The 17,683-nt window shown below is 69.8% G+C and carries 15 protein-coding genes and 2 pseudogenes; 10 read left to right on the forward strand and 7 right to left on the reverse strand.

Annotated features, from left to right (window positions below):
* A pseudogene (locus E3T37_RS09550) lies at positions 1-281 on the reverse strand (hypothetical protein); the annotation flags it as partial.
* A gap of 186 nt (positions 282-467) precedes the next feature.
* Between E3T37_RS09550 and E3T37_RS09555 the strand changes: the two are divergent.
* The 5 genes from E3T37_RS09555 (at position 468) to E3T37_RS09575 (ending at position 4,524) form a co-directional block, all read left to right on the forward strand.
* Positions 468-881: a DUF6855 family protein gene (locus E3T37_RS09555; RefSeq protein ID WP_134366559.1), complete on the forward strand. Its 414-nt coding sequence runs from the start codon at positions 468-470 to the stop codon at positions 879-881.
* 226 nt (positions 882-1,107) lie between these two features.
* Positions 1,108-1,641 carry a single-stranded DNA-binding protein gene (locus E3T37_RS09560; RefSeq protein ID WP_134366560.1) on the forward strand — a complete coding sequence of 178 codons (534 nt, stop codon included), beginning with the start codon at positions 1,108-1,110 and terminating at the stop codon, positions 1,639-1,641.
* A 113-nt stretch (positions 1,642-1,754) separates the two neighbouring features.
* Complete coding sequence (locus tag E3T37_RS09565; protein ID WP_241976165.1) at positions 1,755-2,333, forward strand: hypothetical protein; 579 nt, start codon at positions 1,755-1,757, stop codon at positions 2,331-2,333.
* Positions 2,334-2,338: 5 nt separating this feature from the next.
* On the forward strand, positions 2,339-4,021 hold the full coding sequence (ettA, locus tag E3T37_RS09570; RefSeq protein WP_134366561.1) for an energy-dependent translational throttle protein EttA: 1,683 nt from the start codon (positions 2,339-2,341) through the stop codon (positions 4,019-4,021).
* Positions 4,022-4,029: 8 nt separating this feature from the next.
* Positions 4,030-4,524, forward strand: coding sequence for a thioesterase family protein (locus tag E3T37_RS09575; protein WP_134366562.1), 495 nt, complete (start codon positions 4,030-4,032; stop codon positions 4,522-4,524).
* A gap of 43 nt (positions 4,525-4,567) precedes the next feature.
* Here E3T37_RS09575 and E3T37_RS09580 read toward each other — a convergent pair whose 3' ends face one another.
* On the reverse strand, positions 4,568-4,981 hold the full coding sequence (locus tag E3T37_RS09580; RefSeq protein ID WP_134366563.1) for a ubiquinol-cytochrome c reductase iron-sulfur subunit: 414 nt from the start codon (positions 4,979-4,981) through the stop codon (positions 4,568-4,570).
* Positions 4,982-4,987: 6 nt separating this feature from the next.
* On the reverse strand, positions 4,988-5,863 hold the full coding sequence (locus E3T37_RS09585) for an acyl-CoA thioesterase II (RefSeq protein ID WP_241976163.1): 876 nt from the start codon (positions 5,861-5,863) through the stop codon (positions 4,988-4,990).
* A 67-nt stretch (positions 5,864-5,930) separates the two neighbouring features.
* On the opposite strand from E3T37_RS09585, the gene E3T37_RS09590 reads away from it, so the two are divergent.
* The gene (locus E3T37_RS09590; protein ID WP_134366564.1) at positions 5,931-6,608 is read left to right on the forward strand and encodes a hypothetical protein; all 678 of its coding nucleotides are present in this window, start codon (positions 5,931-5,933) and stop codon (positions 6,606-6,608) included.
* Between the two features lie 33 nt (positions 6,609-6,641).
* Here the strand turns inward: E3T37_RS09590 and E3T37_RS09595 are convergent, their stop codons facing one another.
* Positions 6,642-8,231 carry a PucR family transcriptional regulator gene (locus E3T37_RS09595; protein WP_134366565.1) on the reverse strand — a complete coding sequence of 530 codons (1,590 nt, stop codon included), beginning with the start codon at positions 8,229-8,231 and terminating at the stop codon, positions 6,642-6,644.
* 147 nt (positions 8,232-8,378) lie between these two features.
* Here E3T37_RS09595 and gabT point away from each other — a divergent pair, with 147 nt between their 5' ends.
* The 4 genes from gabT to E3T37_RS09615 are packed head-to-tail and all read left to right on the forward strand — an operon-like array spanning position 8,379 to position 13,983.
* Complete coding sequence (gene gabT, locus E3T37_RS09600) at positions 8,379-9,743, forward strand: 4-aminobutyrate--2-oxoglutarate transaminase (RefSeq protein ID WP_134366566.1); 1,365 nt, start codon at positions 8,379-8,381, stop codon at positions 9,741-9,743.
* Positions 9,740-11,047, forward strand: coding sequence for a Glu/Leu/Phe/Val dehydrogenase (locus tag E3T37_RS09605; RefSeq protein WP_134366567.1), 1,308 nt, complete (start codon positions 9,740-9,742; stop codon positions 11,045-11,047). The genes gabT and E3T37_RS09605 overlap by 4 nt, the downstream gene beginning before the upstream one ends.
* A gap of 58 nt (positions 11,048-11,105) precedes the next feature.
* Positions 11,106-12,569: an NAD-dependent succinate-semialdehyde dehydrogenase gene (locus E3T37_RS09610; RefSeq protein WP_160141033.1), complete on the forward strand. Its 1,464-nt coding sequence runs from the start codon at positions 11,106-11,108 to the stop codon at positions 12,567-12,569.
* 28 nt (positions 12,570-12,597) lie between these two features.
* Complete coding sequence (locus E3T37_RS09615) at positions 12,598-13,983, forward strand: flavin monoamine oxidase family protein (RefSeq protein WP_370292403.1); 1,386 nt, start codon at positions 12,598-12,600, stop codon at positions 13,981-13,983.
* 116 nt (positions 13,984-14,099) lie between these two features.
* On the opposite strand, the pseudogene E3T37_RS09620 reads toward E3T37_RS09615, so the two are convergent.
* The 3 genes and pseudogenes from E3T37_RS09620 to E3T37_RS09630 all read right to left on the reverse strand — a co-directional run bounded on the left by E3T37_RS09620 (position 14,100) and on the right by E3T37_RS09630 (position 17,531).
* Positions 14,100-15,776, reverse strand: a pseudogene (locus E3T37_RS09620) (FAD-binding dehydrogenase).
* Positions 15,777-15,817: 41 nt separating this feature from the next.
* The gene (locus E3T37_RS09625) at positions 15,818-16,276 is read right to left on the reverse strand and encodes a globin (RefSeq protein WP_134366570.1); all 459 of its coding nucleotides are present in this window, start codon (positions 16,274-16,276) and stop codon (positions 15,818-15,820) included.
* On the reverse strand, positions 16,266-17,531 hold the full coding sequence (locus E3T37_RS09630) for a mechanosensitive ion channel family protein (protein WP_134366571.1): 1,266 nt from the start codon (positions 17,529-17,531) through the stop codon (positions 16,266-16,268). The genes E3T37_RS09625 and E3T37_RS09630 overlap by 11 nt, the downstream gene beginning before the upstream one ends.
* Between the last annotated feature and the right edge of the window lie 152 nt (positions 17,532-17,683).

The raw sequence follows: 17,683 nt of genomic DNA on the forward strand, positions 1-17,683 counted from the left end.
AGACACCCGCTCTCATGGATCAAGGTCTCCGCCGACCGCTGTGGAATCCGGATCGTGCAGGCCAACTCGCTCGTGAACTCGCGCTCGGCGACGGTGTCGGCGTCCCACCGCGACCCGGGCACCCGCGGCGCGGTATCCGCGGTCCCCGTCGCGAATCGGTGGGCCTCGTCGATGAGGTCTGCCAGTGCGGCGGCGTCCTGGGCCAGCTTGCCGTGCGCCTCGCGGATGGCGTCGAAGTACTCACCGCGTGTCTCCTGCTGTTCGATGAACGAGGGCTTCATGAGGATCACGTTACGGGTACCCACTGACATTGCCCGCGGCATCCGCCCGCCGTGCCGTGCCCTGTGGATAACCTGATCAACAGTGGAATGTGGAGGGATTGATTCATCCGCACACGGACTTCGGTTCACGGTTCTGGGAACGCGAACCTGACCCATCGCGGGGTTGTGGAGTATGAATGAGCCAGGGTGACTGGAAGTGGAACCGAGGACGACCCGTGGCAGTTGGGGACCGCCCCCGGTACGTCGCGGTACACGATGTACCGGGACGAGCAGGGTGACCCACCGGCCGTCGTGTGCCAGGTGGGGGCGACGACGCTGAAGTACCGCGTGAGCGCGATCGTCGATCTGACCGCCTGGTTGCGTGAACGCGGAGACTGGGTCGCGCTCGGGGCCGCTGACGAAACGAAGCCGGCCGCCGAGGGCACGGTCGAGGCATGGGGGCGAGCCGAGAGCAACCCGGTCGGGGGCTGGTACGGCCTGCGCAAAGGGTATCGGGGCAGATTCGGCATGTACCTCCCGCCCCTGCTCGAGGCTCTGGGCCTCGTGGAACTCACCCACGAGGCACGCAACAACAGGGTGCGCGCCATCCCACAGAGTTGACGCGACCGCGCCCGGCCGTACGAGACCTGGATTCGGGTGTCGTCCCTCCCCAATTCCACGCACCGTGCGTTCTCCACATAAGCGCGGCCGGCCGACCAGTGGTGCGCCCGCCATCGCACACTCGGACTGTGCGAGCTGGGGCGGCGGAGACAGGCACGAGCCGTCGTCCCAGCTCGCATGCACCGGGTCATCCGCCCGGCGCACGACCGCGTGCAGGGAGAAGATCATGAGCGACACCATCACCGTGACCGGAATCGTGGCGACCTCGCCGCGCCACCTCGTGACCAGTTCAGGGCTGGCCATCACCTCTTTCCGGCTGGCGTCCGGCCAGCGCCGATTCGACCGCACCAAGCAGGCCTGGGTGGATGCCGACACCAACTGGTATTCGGTCTCGGCGTTTCGCCAACTCGCCCACAACGTGGTGGATTCGGTGCAGAAAGGGCAGCACGTCGTCGTGATCGGGCGTCTGCGCATCCGGGCCTGGGAGAACGCCGACCGCAACGGCACCTCGGTGGAGGTGGAGGCCGATTCCGTCGGGCACGACCTCGCCTGGTGCACCACGATCGCCCGGCGCACGGTGGCGTCCCCGGAACGTCAGCTCGATCCGTCGGCCGAGACCGCAGATTCCGCAGGTTCGGCTGAGGTCCAGTCGGAGGAGCCCGTCGAGTTGAGCCAGCCGGGCCCGCTGAGCCGGCCGGATCAGGATTCCGACGGGTTCCTGCCGGCCGGCAGCGCCACCCTGGTGAGCCTGGAGACGTAGCCGGGCGACGCGCTTCTCGGTCCGGCTCGAGGCTGGGCCGACTCGCAGCTTGGCCGGCTGGCATCTGGCAGACTCGGAGGGCTGACCGCGCCGCGGTCTCGGGAGGATGCAGCGTGCCGGCTTCACAGAGGATGGGACCCAGGCTCCATCGAACCGGCACCCCCACCGGCACCGGCACCCGGATCCGACACCGGACGGGCCAGGTCGGGCTGATTACGGTGCTCAGCGTGATCGCGGGTCTCGGCCTCGTCGGGTGCTCCGCCACGTCGCCGGGACCGACTCCGGCTCGGACATCGGCGCCCTCGGCGAGCCCGTCGGAGAACGCCACCCCGTCCCCAAGTGCGGCGCCGGTGGCCGGCCCCGTGCTGCGGCCCGAGCTCGACGCCGCGGCCAACCTCGACTATTTCGACGCCGTCGCAGCCGCGGTCGTGGCCGCCGATTCCGGCGCCGGCGGGCGCGCGTTCATCGACGCGCTCGCCCGGGGCGGCTTCGACAAGGCCCAGATGTCCGTCACCTTCGACGACACCAGCGCCGAGCTCGCCGCGGACTCGATCCAGTTCGCCGTGCGCATGGGCGAAGAGTGCCTGATCGGACAGAACGGTCCGGCCACCGGCGGCTATCACGGCGCCGTCCTGCCGGTGCTGGGTTCGGGAACGTGTCTGGTCGGGGTCACGCGCCAAATAGACTGGTAAGCACTATGGCTGAATTTATCTACACGATGGTCCGCGCTCGCAAGGCGGTGGGCGACAAGCTCATCCTCGACGACGTCACCATGTCATTCTTCCCCGGCGCCAAAATCGGAATCGTGGGGCCGAACGGCGCGGGAAAGTCCACGATCCTCAAGATCATGGCCGGACTGGACACCCCCAGCAACGGCGAGGCGAAGCTCTCACCCGGCTACACGGTCGGCATCCTGATGCAGGAGCCCGAACTCGACGAGACCAAGACCGTCCTCGAGAACGTGCAGGAAGGCGTCGGCCCGATCAAGGCCAAGGTCGACCGGTTCAACGAAATCAGCCTCGCCCTCGCCGAACCCGACGCGGACTTCGACGCCCTGCTGGCGGAGATGGGCACCCTGCAGGAAGCCATCGACGCGGCCGACGCGTGGGACCTCGACTCCCAGCTCGAGCAGGCGATGGACGCCCTCCGCACCCCGCCGGGAGACTACGCCGTCGCGGACCTCTCCGGTGGTGAGAAGCGCCGCGTGGCGCTGACCAAGCTGCTGCTGCAGAAGCCCGACCTGCTCCTCCTCGACGAGCCCACTAACCACCTCGACGCCGAGAGCGTGCTCTGGCTGGAGCAGCACCTCGCCCAGTACCCCGGCGCAGTCCTCGCCGTCACCCACGACCGGTACTTCCTCGACCACGTGGCCGAGTGGATCGCCGAAGTGGACCGCGGCCACCTGTACCCCTACGAGGGCAACTACTCGACCTACCTCGAGAAGAAGCAGGAACGACTGCTGATCGCGGGCAAGAAGGACGCGAAGATGGCCAAGCGCCTCGCGGACGAGCTCGAGTGGGTGCGCTCGAACGCGAAGGGCCGTCAGGCGAAGTCCAAGGCGCGCCTCGCCCGTTACGAAGAGATGGCGGCGGCTGCCGAGAGCACCCGCAAGCTCGACTTCGAAGAGATCCAGATTCCCGTCGGACCGCGCCTTGGCGCCCAGGTCATCGACGCCAAGAAGGTCAAGAAGGGCTTCGGGGACCGGGTCCTGATCGAGGACCTCTCCTTCACCCTCCCGCGCAACGGCATCGTCGGCATCATCGGCCCGAACGGCGTGGGAAAGACCACCCTGTTCAAGACCATCGTCGGCCTTGAACCCCTCGACCAGGGCGAACTGAAGATCGGCGAGACCGTCGACATCTCCTACGTCGACCAGAGCCGAAGCGGCATCGACCCGAACAAGTCGCTGTGGGAGGTCGTCTCCGACGGCCAGGACTACATCCAGGTCGGCAAGACCGAGATCCCGTCCCGCGCCTACGTCTCCACGTTCGGGTTCAAGGGTCCGGACCAGCAGAAGAAGGCCGGCGTGCTCTCCGGTGGAGAGCGCAACCGCCTGAACCTGGCGCTCACCCTCAAGCAGGGCGGCAACCTGCTGCTGCTCGACGAGCCCACTAACGACCTGGACGTCGAAACGCTCGGCTCGCTCGAGAACGCGCTGCTCGAATTCCCCGGCTGCGCCGTGGTGATCACTCACGACCGGTGGTTCCTCGACCGGATCGCGACCCACATCCTCTCGTATGAGGGCACCGACGAAGACCCGGCCAACTGGTACTGGTTCGAGGGCAACTTCGAATCGTACGAACAGAACAAGATCGCTCGGCTCGGCCCGGATGCCGCCAAGCCGCACCGTTCCGCGTACCGCAAGCTCACGCGCGACTAGGACCCCGGATGAAGCTGCACGTTCCCGTCCGGCTGCGCTGGTCAGACCTTGACGCGTACGGCCACGTCAACAACGCCGAGATGCTGCGCCTCCTGGAGGATGCGCGGATCCAGGCGTTCTGGCCGGACGAGGACGGCACCGGCCCCGGGGCCGAAGGCGGCACCGCGGTGCTGGACGGGCGGCCGGGGGCGGCGACGCTGACTCTCATCGCGCGACTGGAAGCCGAGTACCTCGCGCCGATCCCGTACCTGAGACAGCCCGTGGACATCCGTCTGTGGCTGGGCAAGCTCGGCGGCGCCAGCCTCGAGGTCTGCTACGAGGTCTGGAGCCCGGTCGGCGTCGAGCCGGCGAAGCTGTACGCCCAGGCGAGCACCACGATCGTGCTCGTCGATGCCGTGACCGAGCGCCCGCGCAAGATCAACGAGGTCGAACGAGCCGCCTGGGCGCCCTACTTGGACGAGCCGATCAGGTTCACCCGGCGCGCGTCCCTGCCGGAGGCCTGAGGCCCGGGCTTCGCCGACGGGGTGGTTCAGCCGGCAGAGGCAATCAGCCCGCGGAGACGGTGTCGTCGGTGACGGTGACCTTCACGGATGCAAGCGCGGTCGTCGCCGGTCCGGCGAGGACCTCGCCGGTGGCCGCGTCGAATTTGGACCCGTGGCAGGGGCAGTCGAATTTCTTGTCCAGGGGTTTGACGACGCAGCCCTGGTGGGTGCAGATGGCGCTGAACCCGACCACGGTGCCCTCGGTCGGCTGGCTGAGCATGATCGGCTTGCCGTTCAGTTCGGCCACGATCGAGCCGCCCACGGGAATGTCGGCCAGCTTGGCGACCTCGACCGGCCCGCCGGAGCCCGCCCCGCCCGAATCGGGGGAGCCGGTGCTGCAGCCGACCAGGGCCACCGCTGTTCCGGCGGTGCCGAGCAGGATCGCGCTGCGGCGGGAGATGTCGGTGGGCTTCGTCATATCGGTCTACTCCGCGTTGGTGGGCACGCGCAGCATGCCCTCCTGGGCGACCGTCGCCAGGAGCAGGCCGGACCGGCTGAAGATGCTGCCGGTGGAGAGCCCGCGTCCGCCCTGGGCGGTCGGGGAATCCTGCACGTACAGCATCCACTCGTCGGCCCGGCCGAAGCGGTGGAACCACATCGCGTGGTCGAGGCTGGCGACCTTGAGCCCCGGCGTGGCCCAGGCGATGCCGTGCCGCCGCATGATGGGCTCCATGATCGAGTAGTCGCTCGCGTAGGCCAGCGCCGCCCGGTGCAGGTCGGGGTCGTCGGGGAGCGGCCCGAGGGTCTTCATCCACACGGCCTGGCGGGACGTGTGCTCGCCGTTCACCGTGAGGTAGATCGGCGAGGGAACGTGCCGCATGTCGAAGGGGCGCTCACTGGCCCAGTACCGGGCGATCGAGTGGTCGACCTGCGCGAGCGATTCCGCGGCGGTCGGGAGGGATTCCGGAGCGGGGAGGTCGGAGGGCATCTCGATGTGGTGTTCGAGCCCCTCGTCCACGTCCTGGAAGGACGCGATCATCGACAGGATCGGGTGCCCGTCCTGGTAGGCCTGTGTGCGGCGGGTGGAGAAGGAACGGCCGTCGTGGATGCGGTCCACAGAAAAGGTGATCGGCTGGCCCACGTCGCCGGGGCGCAGGAAGTAGCCGTGCATGGAGTGCACGTGCCGGTCGTCCGGCACGGTCCTCATCGCGGCGACGAGGGACTGGGCGAGCACCTGTCCGCCGAAGACGCGGCCGAGCGGCATCCACTGCGACGGGCCGGTGAAGATGTCTTCGCTGGTGCGGGCTCCCGTGTCCGTGAGGTCGAGAGCGGTCAGGAGACCTTCCATTTGGATATCCATGCGGCCTCCTCAGGCGGGCGACGCAGGGTCCGGACGGCCCCGCGCGTACTTGGTAGTTTAGGAGTAGATGAGCAAGTCATTTTCTCTCCCAGACTCCCTGTCCCTTCGCGATCTTCAGGTGTACCTCTCCCGTGCCGGCCGGGTGGAGGACGGTTCCGTGCGCCTGATCCAGGCTGCGGGCGTGCTCGCCGTCTACACCGCCATCCTCTATCCCCGCGGCCTGCTGGACTCCAGCCCGACCGTGCTGGGCCTGCGCACGTTCGCGCTCACCGCCCCGGTCGACCTCGACGCGGTGGTGCCCGTGCGCTCCCTCCTCGACCGGCTCGCCCGGCTGACCGCGGCGGTGTCGGAGCCGGAGGCTGCGGTGACCGTGACGGTGCCGCTCGAGGTGACCACGGTGACGTGGGCCGGGATCTCGCCGCCCACGGGCGGCTGGACCCTGCTGGGCCAGACGGATGCCGCGCTGCTCGAGGGTGCCGCGAAGACCGGCATCGAAGAAGTCGCCGCGGTCATCCCGTCCGGGACCGGCGCGCAGATCGTGCAGCGGGTGCGGTCCGAGGTCTGGAGCCGCCCGATCCCCGGCCTGGAGATCGTGCCGTCCGGCGCCGCCTTCGCCGCCGTCAGCCTCGGCTTCCTGGCGAAGGACGAACCCGTGCGCCTGTACGAGACGGGCCTGTGGACCCGGATGAGCACGAGCCGCGGCCACATCCTGGTGCGCCGCAAGTCCTGGTCGCTCCAGGCCTGATCCGCCTCACCGAGTCCGCCTACCCGAGTCCGCCTACCCGAGTGGGGCGTCCCCGGCGGCCAGCAGGGCCGCCCAGAGGTCGGCCCGCGCGTGGAACGTGCCGAGGTCCCGGCCGAGCAGAGCCTCGGCCTGGTCGATCCGGCCACGCACGGTGTGGCGGTGCACCCCCAGTTCGGCCGCGGCCGGGCCGAACTGGCCGTTCTGCTCGAGCCATGCCCGGAGGGTCCCCAGCAGCGCCGTGCCGTGCGCGGCATCGTGGTCGGAGAGCGGCCGGAGGGTGGCGCGGCCGACTTCGGAGGCATCCGTGCGGGCCAGGAACGCCAGCACTCCCTGCCGGGAGATGACCTCGAACTCGACGATTCCGGGGGCGCCCTCGTTGGATCGCTCGAGCGATTGCCGGGCCTGGGCAACCAGATGCTGCAGTGACGGGTAGCCGCCGTGGTCGGACACCCCGACGTGCAGCCCGAAGCTCACCAGCTCGTCGAGGAGCGGACCGCCGGTCTGGTCGACGCAGAGCATGACCGACCTGCCCTCGCGGGCGAAGAAGAGCTGCCCGGGTCGTTCCTCCACGCGCAGCTCGAGGAACTCGGTCAGGGCGTCCAGGCGTTCGGGCAGGGGCTCGACGATGGCGATCCGCACCGGCTCGTGGGGGAGCGGCCCCCACATCTCGCGGGAGATGGTCTGGGCGAGCTCCACGTCCCCGCCGAGGAGCGCGTGCAGCAGGCCCGAGCGCAGGTGGCCGCGGGCACGGTCCAGGGCACTGTTCTGCTCGAGCGCGAGCCCGGCCATCGCGATGACGCTGGTCACCACCTCCTGGCTTGCCTGGTCGAGTTCGGTGGCACCGCCGAGGGCCAGCACACCGCGGAGCTGGTCCCGCCGGCCCAGCGTCTGCAGGGTCAGGGTCTCGCCGCCCTCGTCGAGGGTGGTGCTGGCCCGCTGCCCGCGGTGCAGCAGCCGGGCGGCCTCCTGCTGCACCCGGGCCAGGGAGCCCCGGGAGTTCGCGCCGCCCGAGGCCGCGAACGTGTCCCGCGGGAAGACCCGGTCGAGGGCGCCGCTCGCGTCGAACAGCGCCACCCAGTGGTTCAGCTGCCGGGACAGTTCGCTGAGCGTGGCGCTGAGGCCGTCCGGCCGGAGGGCGGCGAGCGAGATCGCACGCTGGGCTCCGAGCGCCCAGGTGTGCCGGGCGTAGCGCAGCTCCGCGACGAGGTCGCCGGCCGCGCGGGCGACCGCGATGAAGGGCGTGCCGTAGGGCACCTCGACCAGGGGCAGGCCGTGGGCGAGGCAGGCGGCGACCAGCGGATCGGGCGTGCCGTCGCGCACGACCTCGGTGCCGAAGCCGAGGGCGGCGATGCCGCGGGCGCGGAGCCGCGACACGTACTCGGCGTAGAAGGCATCCGTCGTGCCCTCGGCGGCGAACTGAGTGCCCGTGGTGAGCAGCACCTGGCCGGCGGAGAGGAACGGCGTCGGGTCGGCCAGGTCGGAGCTGTGCACCCATTCCACGGACTGCTCCAGCGCCTGGGCCGGCAACGATGCCTCGGGTGTGAGCAGGCGCAGCCGCAGACCCGGCTGGTCGAGCAGGCGGCGCAGGGGCGGCAGCAGCGGCGGGGCCGCGATCGGGGACATGGACCAAGTGTACAAGATGGCGGATTACTCCCATGGGAATGTACAGAATGGCGGGTGCCGGCGCACCGCGAGCCGCCATAGAGTGTGGCAATTGGCATCGTCGCCGGCAGCGCGCCGATGCATCTCGGTCCCAGAACTGGAGCAGCCATGACCATTGTCGAATCCCTTGCCCAAGAAACCCCCGTCGGCGGACCCTCCCTCCCGCAGGAGCGACGCCTCGTCACGGCGATCCCCGGTCCGAAGTCGCAGGAACTCAGCGCCCGCAAGGCGCAGGCCGTCTCGGCCGGCGTGGGCGTCACCCTGCCCGTGTACATCGTGGCCGCCGGCGGCGGCGTGCTGGTCGACGTGGACGGCAACTCCCTGATCGACCTCGGCAGCGGCATCGCCGTGACCGGGATCGGCAACAGTGCCCCCGAGGTGGTCGCGGCCGTCGCCGCCCAGCTCGCCCAGTTCACGCACACCTGCTTCACCGTCGCGCCCTACGACTCCTACATCGCCGTGGCCGAAACGCTCAACCGGCTCACCCCCGGCGACCACCCCAAGCGCAGCGCGCTGTTCAACTCCGGCGCCGAGGCCGTGGAGAACGCGGTCAAGATCGCCCGGCACTACACCGGCAAGCAGGCCGTCGTCGCCTTCGACCACGCGTACCACGGCCGCACCACGCTCACCATGGGCCTGACGGCCAAGAACCAGCCCTACAAGAACGGTTTCGGCCCCTTCGCCGCGGAGATCTACCGCGCGCCGATGTCCTACCCCTACCGTGACGGCGGCCTGGACGGCGTTGCCGCGGCCACCCGCGCCATCTCCCAGATCGAGAAGCAGATCGGGGCGGACAACCTCGCGGCCCTGATCATCGAGCCGATCCAGGGCGAGGGCGGCTTCATCGTTCCCGCCCCGGGCTTCCTGCCCACCCTGGTCGCGTGGTGCCGCGCCAACGGGGTCGTCTTCATTGCCGACGAGGTGCAGACCGGCTTCGCCCGCACCGGCGACATGTTCGCGAGCGAGCACGAAGGCATCGTGCCGGACATCATGGTGATGGCCAAGGGCATCGCCGGCGGCCTGCCCCTCTCCGCCGTCACCGGCCGGGCCGAGATCATGGACGCCCCCCAGGTCGGCGGCATCGGCGGCACCTACGGCGGCAACCCGCTCGCCTGCGCCGCGGCCCTCGCGACCATGGAAAGCTACGAGAAAGACGACCTGGCCCGGCGGGCGCGGGACATCGGCGTCATCATGACCGGTCGACTGAACGCACTGCGGGCCGTCGACAAGCGCGTCGGCGACGTACGCGGTCGCGGTGCCATGATCGCGATCGAACTCGTCGACCCGGTCACCGGCGACCCGGATGCCGCCCTCACCGGCCGCATCGTGTCCGCCGCCCACGCGCAGGGAGTCATCCTGCTCACCTGCGGCACCTACGGCAACGTGATCCGCTTCCTGCCGCCGCTGAGCATCCCCGACGCCCTCCTGGTCGAGGGCCTGCAGGTTCTCGCGAGCGCCCTGGCCGCCGCATGAGCCTGCTCGAGGCCGCGCCGGCGCCCCTGGCGCTGCCGCAGGCGACCCCGCAGGCCACCCCCCTGGCCACCCCGCTCGACGACGCACGCTCCCAGCTCCGCGCCGCCATCGGCGTGCTCGGCTACAGCGACGGCCTGCACTCCCTGCTCGCCACCCCGCGGCGCGAGATGACGGTCGCCGTGCCGCTCCGCCGCGACGACGGAACCACCCGCCTCTTCACCGGCTACCGGGTGCAGCACAACCTGTCCCGCGGCCCCGCGAAGGGCGGCCTGCGCTACAGCCCGAACGTCACCCTCGACGAGGTGCGTGCCCTCGCCATGTGGATGACCTGGAAATGCGCCCTGCTGGACGTGCCGTACGGCGGTGCCAAGGGCGGAGTCACCATCGACCCCCGCCTGTTCTCCCAGCCCGAACTGGAACGCGTCACCCGCCGCTACACCAGCGAGATCCTGCCCATCATCGGCCCGGAGAAGGACATCCCGGCACCCGACATGGGCACCGACGAGCGCACCATGGCCTGGATCATGGACACCTACTCCGTCAACGTCGGCTACACCGTCCCCGGGATCGTGACCGGCAAGCCGATCAGCCTGGGCGGCTCCCACGGCCGCGCCAGCGCCACCTCGCGCGGCGTTACCCACATGGCCATCGCGGCGTTGAAGCACCGCGGCATCCGTCCCGAAGGGGCGACCGCGGCGGTGCAGGGCTTCGGCAAGGTCGGTCACGACGCCGCCGTCTTCCTCACCGACGCCGGCGTGCGCGTGGTGGCCGTGAGCGACCAGTACGGCGCCGTGTACAACGCCGCCGGCCTCGACTTCGAACGGCTCAGCGCGCACGTCGCCACGACCGGCAGGGTCGTCGGCTTCGCCGGGGCCGAACCGATCGACGGGGACGCCCTGCTCGAACTGCCCGTCGACCTGCTCGTGCCGGCCGCCGTCGAAGGCGTGCTGCACGAGGGCAACGCGGCGCGCGTCACCGCGCGGGTCATCGTCGAGGGTGCCAACGGCCCCACCTCGCCCGCGGCCGACGCCATCTTCGCCGCCAACGGGCAGCTCGTTGTGCCCGATATCCTCGCCAACGCCGGCGGCGTCATCGTCTCCTACTTCGAATGGGTGCAGGGCAACCAGGCCTACTGGTGGAACGCCGCGGAGGTCGAGCACAAACTGGCCGAACGGATGCTCGCCGCCTGGCACCAGGTCGTCGACTACGCCGCCGCCCGCGACCTGTCCCTGCGCGCCGCCGCCACCGTGCTCGCCGTCGAACGGGTCGCGGAAGCGCACCTGCTGCGCGGCCTCTACCCCTGATCCCAGTCCGGCACCGTCCCCCCTCCTGCATTACCCGCATCGCATCGGAAAGAGAATCATCGTGTCCACCCGTGAAACCGAACTGCTCGCCCGCGTCCCGGCCGGCCTCTACATCGACGGCGCCTGGCAGCAGGGCGGCGGCGAGCCGATCGACGTCACCGACCCGGCGACGGGCGTTGTGCTCAAACAGATCGCCAACGCGGATGCCGCCGACGGCATCCGTGCCCTCGACGCGGCCGTCGCCGCGGCCGACTCGTGGGCGGCCACCGCGCCGCGGGTGCGGGCCGAGATCCTGCGCCGCGCCTTCGACCTGCTGCAGGAGCGCCGCGACGACTTCGCCCTGCTGATGACGATGGAGATGGGCAAGCCGCTCGCCGAGGCCAACGGCGAAGTCACCTACGGCGGGGAGTTCCTGCGCTGGTTCAGCGAGGAGGCCGTGCGCATCAGCGGCCGCTACGGGCTGAACCCCGAGGGCACCGGCTCCATGGTCGTGTCCCAGCGGCCGGTGGGCCCGTGCCTGCTGATCACGCCGTGGAACTTCCCGCTCGCCATGGCCACCCGCAAGATCGCCCCGGCGCTCGCCGCCGGCTGCACGGTCGTCGTGAAGCCGGCCGAGCTGACCCCGCTGACCACCCTGTTCTTCGTGCAACTGCTCGAGGACGCGGGCGTCCCGGCCGGCGTCGTTAACGTGATCACGACCTCGGACTCGTCGACCGTGGCCGCGCCGATCATCGCCGACCCCCGGCTGCGCAAGCTCAGCTTCACCGGGTCCACCGCCGTCGGCCGCAAGCTGATCGTGCAGGCCGCCCAGGGGGTGCTGCGCACCTCGATGGAACTGGGCGGCAACGCCCCGTTCGTCGTGTTCGAGGACGCGGACCTGGACAAGGCCGTCGAGGGCGCCATGCTGGCGAAGTTCCGCAACATCGGCCAGGCCTGCACCGCGGCCAACCGGTTCATCGTGCACGAGTCGGTGGCGGGCGAGTTCGCCCGCCGCGTGGCCGACCGGGTCACCGCGCTGAAGATGGGCCGCGGCACCGAGTCCGGCGTCACCATCGGCCCCCTCGTCAACGAGGCCGCCGTCGCCGGCACCGACGCGCTCGTCAAGGACGCGCTGGCCCACGGCGCCACCCTGCTCACCGGCGGGGTGCGCCCGGCCGGCCCCGGCTCCTTCTACGAGCCGACCGTGCTGACCGGCGTCACGCCGGGCAGCGCCATCCTGAGCGAAGAGATCTTCGGCCCCGTCGTGGGCATCGTCACCTTCACCGACGAGGCCGAGGCCGTGCGTTTGGCCAACTCGACCGAATACGGGCTGGTCAGCTACGTCTTCACCCAGGACCTGGCCCGCGGGCAGCGGATGATCGCCCAGCTGGACACTGGAATGATGGGGTTGAACACGGGGTTGGTTTCCAACGCCGCGGCCCCGTTCGGCGGCGTCAAACAGTCCGGTCTCGGCCGGGAAGGCGGGCTCGAGGGAATCCACGAGTACCTGTCCACCAAGTACACGCTCATCCCGGTCTCCTGACCGTTCATCGACTCCCACCATCCGCGGCATCAGCAACCACCAGCATCCAGGGGAAACAACAATGACCATCATCGAACGTGACATCGTCATCATCGGCGCCGGCGCATCCGGCCTGACCGCCGCGACCGCGCTGCAGAAGGCCGGCCACACCGTGGCCGTGCTCGAAGCGCGCGACCGCGTCGGCGGCCGGCTCTGGACCGACGACATCGAGGGCGCCATGCTCGAGATCGGCGGCCAGTGGGTCTCGCCCGACCAGGACGCGCTCAAGGACACCATCGCGGAGCTCGGCCTCGAGACCTTCGCGCGGTACCGCGACGGCGAGAGCGTCTACGTCAACGCGGCGGGCGAGCGCACCCGGTTCGAGGGCGAGATCTTCCCAGTCTCTCCCGACACCGAGCGGGAGATCGTGCGCCTGATCGAGAAGCTGGACGGGCTCGTCGCCGAAACCGACCCCGACCGGCCGTGGACGCACCCGCAGGCGAAGGAACTCGACGAGATCTCCTTCAGCGCCTGGCTGGAGCAGGAGACCACCGACCAGGAGGCCCGCGACAACATCGGCATGTTCATCGCCGGTGCCATGCTGACCAAGCCGGCCCACGCGTTCTCCACCCTGCAGGCGCTGCTGATGGCGGCCAGTGCCGGCAGCTTCAGCAACCTCGTCGACGCCGACTTCATCCTGGACGAGCGCGTCGTCGGGGGCCTGCAGCAGGTGCCGATCCTGCTCGCCGAGCGCCTCGGCGACGACGTGTTCCTCGGCCAGGCCGTGCGCGCCCTGCGCTGGAACGCGGACGGCGTCGTGGCCGTCACCGACCAGCTCGAGGTGCACGCGCGCCGCGTGATCGTGGCCGTCCCACCGGTGCTCTACAACCGGATCTCGTTCGAACCCTCGCTTCCGCGCCGCCAGCACCAGCTGCACCAGCACCTGTCGATGGGTTTCGTGATCAAGGTGCACGCGGTCTACGAGACCCCGTTCTGGCGCGAGGACGGCCTGTCCGGCACGGCCTTCAGCCCGTACGAGCTCGTGCACGAGGCCTACGACAACACGAACTTCGGCGACACCCGTGGCACGTTCGTCGGGTTCGTCTCCGACGAAGCGGCCGACGAGGTCTTCACCCTCACGGCGGAGGAACGCAAGCAGCGCATCCTCACCTCGCTTTCGCACTACTTCGGCGAGAAGGCGCTCACGCCGGTCGTGTACTACGAGAGCGACTGGGGCACCGAGGAATGGACCCGCGGTGCCTACGCGGCCAGCTTCGACCTGGGCGGGCTGGCCCGGTACGGCGCCGACCTGCGCACGCCGGTGGGACCGATCTCGTTCTCCTGCAGCGACCTGGCCGGCAAGGGGTACCAGCACGTCGACGGCGCCATCCGGATGGGCCGCGACACGGCGGCCCTGGTCGCAGCCGGACTCTAGCCGCGCCGCCGGATGCCGGCTGCCGGCATCCGTCTCGCGGCGCACCTTCGGGGCGCGGGCGCATGCTCCAGCCTGCGCCCGCGTGCACAGGGTGCGCCGCGACGCCGGGGCTGCGTCTAGAGCGCCGCGGCGACCGCGCTACCCGCGGTGCGGCCCGTGAACAGGCACCCGCCGAGGAAGGTGCCCTCGAGCGAGCGGTAGCCGTGCATGCCGCCGCCGCCGAACCCGCTGGCCTCCCCGGCCGCGTGCAGGCCGGGGATCGGCTGGCCGTCCGCGCCCAGGGCCCGGGCGGACAGGTCGGTTTCGATGCCGCCGAGGCTCTTCCGGGTGAGGATGTGCAGCTTCACCGCGATCAGGGGCCCGTTCTTCGGGTCGAGCAGTTTGTGCGGGCTGGCGACGCGGATGAGACGGTCGCCCCGATAGTGCCGCGCCTGCCGGATCGCGTTGATCTGGGCATCCTTTGAGAAACCGTTGTCGAGTTCCCGGTCCCGGGCGCGGATCTCCCGCTCGACGTTGGTGAAGTCCAGGCGCACCTCAGGTGCACGCTGCTATATGCCGGTCAGCAGGTCGTGCAGGGTGTCGGCGACGACGAAGTCGACGCCCTTCTCCTTGAACGCCTCCACCGGCCCCGGCGCGCCCGGGAGAAGCCTCTTCGCTAGCAACGGCAGGTTCCGGCCGGTCAGGTCGGGGTTCTGCTCACTGCCGGAGAGGGCGAATTCCTTCTGGATGATCTTCTGGGTGAGCACGAACCAGCTGTGCTCGTGTCCGGTCTTGAGGATGTACTCCAGCGAGCCGAGGGTGTCGAACCCGGGGAAGAGCGGCCCGGGCAGTCGTGCGCCGGTGGCGTCGAGCCAGAGGGAGGACGGACCGGGGAGGATACGGATGCCGTGGGCGGCCCAGACCGGGTCCCAGTTCGTGATCCCCTCGGTGTAGTGCCACATCCGGTCCCCGTTGATCAGGCGCGCGCCGCCCCGCTCGCTGATGCCGAGCATCCGTCCGTCGACGTGCGCCGGGACGCCGGAGAGAAGCTTCTTCGGCGCCGTGCCCAGGCGCGTCGGCCACTGGGCGCGCACGAGGTCGTGGTTGCCGCCGATGCCTCCGCTGGTGACGATCACGGCCGAGGCCCGCAGTTCGAAGTCACCCACCGGGTCGCGTGAACTCGCTGTGCCGCGTTCCGCGCCGTCGTCGGCGAGGCGCACTCCGCGGACGCCCACCACGCCGCCGTCCTCGATGAGGAGCTCGTCGACCCGGTGCCGATGCAGTGCGCTCACCTGGCCGGCCTGAACGCCCTGCCTCACCCGCGTGATGAAGGGCGTCAGGAGTGCCGGGCCGGTGCCCCAGACGATGTGGAACCGCGGCACCGAGTTGCCGTGTTCGAGGGCCGTGTACCCGCCGCGCTCGGCCCAGCCGACGACCGGGAAGAACCGGATGCCCAGATCGTGCAGCCAGGCACGTTTCTCGCCGCTGGCGAAGTCGAGGTAGGCATCCGCCCACAGGGTCGGCCAGTAGTCCTCGGCCCGGTCGGAGCCGGCGCTCGCGAACCAGTCCTGGCGGGCGAGCTCGGGGGAGTCGTGAACGCCGAGGCGGCGCTGCTCGGGGGAGTCGACCAGGAAGAGCCCGCCGAACGACCACCAGGCCTGGCCGCCGATGGACGCGGCGCCCTCCTGGTCGACCAGGAAGACACGTTTGCCGGCATCCAGCAGCTCACACGTCGCGACGAGCCCGGCGAGGCCGGAGCCCACGACGATGACATCGGCTTCGGTCGGGGCGGCGCGACGGGGAACCGGGTTCATCGTGACTCCATCGTCAGCGGTGCTATCGGGAGGACAGCGGGTTACTCGTCGAACGTGTTCAGCATGGCGAACGCGGCGCGCTCGAGGTAGTCCCACAGGGTGTCACGCTGCAGCGGGGGCAGCTCGCAGCTGTCGACGGCGGCGCGCATGTGTCTGAGCCAGCGGTCGCGGGCATCCGGGTTGACCTTGAACGGCTGGTGGCGCTGGCGCAGGCGCGGGTGGCCGCGCTGCTCGCTGTACGTGCCCGGACCGCCCCAGTACTGCTCGAGGAACATCGTGAGCCGCTCGACGGCCGGCCCGAGGTCGGCCTCCGGGTACATCGGCTTCAGCACCGGGTCGGTGGCGACGCCGCGGTAGAACTCGGCGACCAGTTTCTCGAAGAACGGTCGCCCGCCGACCTGCTCGTAAAACGACGGGCCGAGGGCCGCGCCGTCCTCACCGCCGCGGAGGTGGACCCCGGCGGGGGTGGCGGGGAAAACTGGGGTGGCGTCATTCGTCATCGCGGATCTCCGGGTCGGGTGCGGTGTTCCTGGCTGGTTCGGTCTTCGGCGTTTCAGCTTTCGGCGATTCGGCCCTGGGCGTTACCGGCCTGGGCGTTATCGGCCTGGACGCTTCGGATTTGGGCGCTTCCGGCTTGGACGCTGCCGGCTTGGACGCTTCGGGTTCGGCCTTTTCGGGTGTCACCGTGTCGGACTTGGGCCGGCGCGGGGCCCGCGGCGCCTTGTTCTTCCTCATCGTCACCGGGGCGGTGAAGGGGCTGGTGGCGATGTCGGGCATCGACGCGGCTGCTTCGACGGCCGCGTCGGGTGCATCTTCGAAGGCGGGGGTCGTGCCGGCGTTGATGGCGCCATCCTTGCCGGCCATGACAACGCTGTTCAGCGGGGTCAGGCCGATGCCCAGGCCGTCGAGAGCCTTCTTCAGGTGCAGGCGCAGGTCGCGCGCGAAGTCCCACTTCGCCGCGACCCGGGTCTTCACCACGAGGCGCACGACGAGGGCCTCCGCGGAGATCGATTCGAGTCCCCAGATTTCGGGCTTCTCGAGGATGACGGGGCGCCACTTGCGGCTGGAGGCCAGGGCCTTCGCCACCCGGAGCAGCTCGTTCTGAACGGCTTCCACGTCGGACGAGTAGGGAATAGCGAGGTCGATGATGACGCGGGCCCAGCCCTGGGACATGTTGCCGACCCGCAGGATCTCGCCGTTGCGCACGAACCAGAGCGTGCCGTCGACGTCGCGCACCTGGGTGACACGGATGCCGACGGTCTCGACGACGCCGGAGGCGAAGCCCACGTCGACGATGTCGCCCACGCCGATCTGGTCCTCGACGACCATGAACAGGCCGTTCAGGATGTCCTTGACGATGTTCTGCGCGCCGAAACCCAGGCCGGCGCCGAGAGCGGCCGTGAGCAGGGCGAAGGACCCCAGGATGTCCGTGTTGATGATGTTGACGATCAACAGGATCGACACGATCAGCAGGGTGACGTTGAGGATGTTGGAGAGCACGGAGCCGAGGGTGCGGGTGCGCTGCACCACGCGCACCGCCGCCAGGGGGGAGACGCTCAGGGCCTGCGTGTCCAGTACGTTCTGGTTCTTCTTGACCCCGGAGACGATCTGCTGCACGACCCGTTCGATCACGAAGTGCAGCACCCAGCGCAGCACGAGTGCGCCCACGATGATGACGACGATGTTTATGGTCTTGAGCCACAGGTCGATCGTGAAAAATTGGGTGAGTTCAAGCCAGATTGCGTCAAAGTCCATAACGAGACGAGTCTACAGAGCCTCGTCCTGTCCGGATCCTGAGTCCCCTGCCCCGCGCCCCGCGCTCCTAGTCCCCGGCCCCGGCTCCGCGCCCCAACGAATTCGACGGAGATTTTGGCTGATCTGGCGATCTGGACCGGTTTAACCCGGTT

Origin of the sequence: Cryobacterium sp. TMT2-10, from assembly GCF_004403075.1 — a bacterium.
Taxonomy (GTDB): Bacteria; Actinomycetota; Actinomycetes; order Actinomycetales; family Microbacteriaceae; genus Cryobacterium; species Cryobacterium shii.

Excerpts from the sequence above, each read along its gene's own strand:
- E3T37_RS09560 (WP_134366560.1), top strand. The coding sequence starts at position 1,108 with ATGAGCGACACCATCACCGTGACCGGAATCGTGGCGACCTCGCCGCGC.
- ettA (WP_134366561.1), top strand. The coding sequence starts at position 2,339 with ATGGCTGAATTTATCTACACGATGGTCCGCGCTCGCAAGGCGGTGGGC.
- E3T37_RS09575 (WP_134366562.1), top strand. The coding sequence starts at position 4,030 with ATGAAGCTGCACGTTCCCGTCCGGCTGCGCTGGTCAGACCTTGACGCG.
- E3T37_RS09580 (WP_134366563.1), bottom strand. The coding sequence starts at position 4,981 with ATGACGAAGCCCACCGACATCTCCCGCCGCAGCGCGATCCTGCTCGGC.
- E3T37_RS09585 (WP_241976163.1), bottom strand. The coding sequence starts at position 5,863 with ATGGATATCCAAATGGAAGGTCTCCTGACCGCTCTCGACCTCACGGAC.
- E3T37_RS09590 (WP_134366564.1), top strand. The coding sequence starts at position 5,931 with ATGAGCAAGTCATTTTCTCTCCCAGACTCCCTGTCCCTTCGCGATCTT.
- E3T37_RS09595 (WP_134366565.1), bottom strand. The coding sequence starts at position 8,231 with ATGTCCCCGATCGCGGCCCCGCCGCTGCTGCCGCCCCTGCGCCGCCTG.
- gabT (WP_134366566.1), top strand. The coding sequence starts at position 8,379 with ATGACCATTGTCGAATCCCTTGCCCAAGAAACCCCCGTCGGCGGACCC.
- E3T37_RS09605 (WP_134366567.1), top strand. The coding sequence starts at position 9,740 with ATGAGCCTGCTCGAGGCCGCGCCGGCGCCCCTGGCGCTGCCGCAGGCG.
- E3T37_RS09625 (WP_134366570.1), bottom strand. The coding sequence starts at position 16,276 with ATGACGAATGACGCCACCCCAGTTTTCCCCGCCACCCCCGCCGGGGTC.
- E3T37_RS09630 (WP_134366571.1), bottom strand. The coding sequence starts at position 17,531 with ATGGACTTTGACGCAATCTGGCTTGAACTCACCCAATTTTTCACGATC.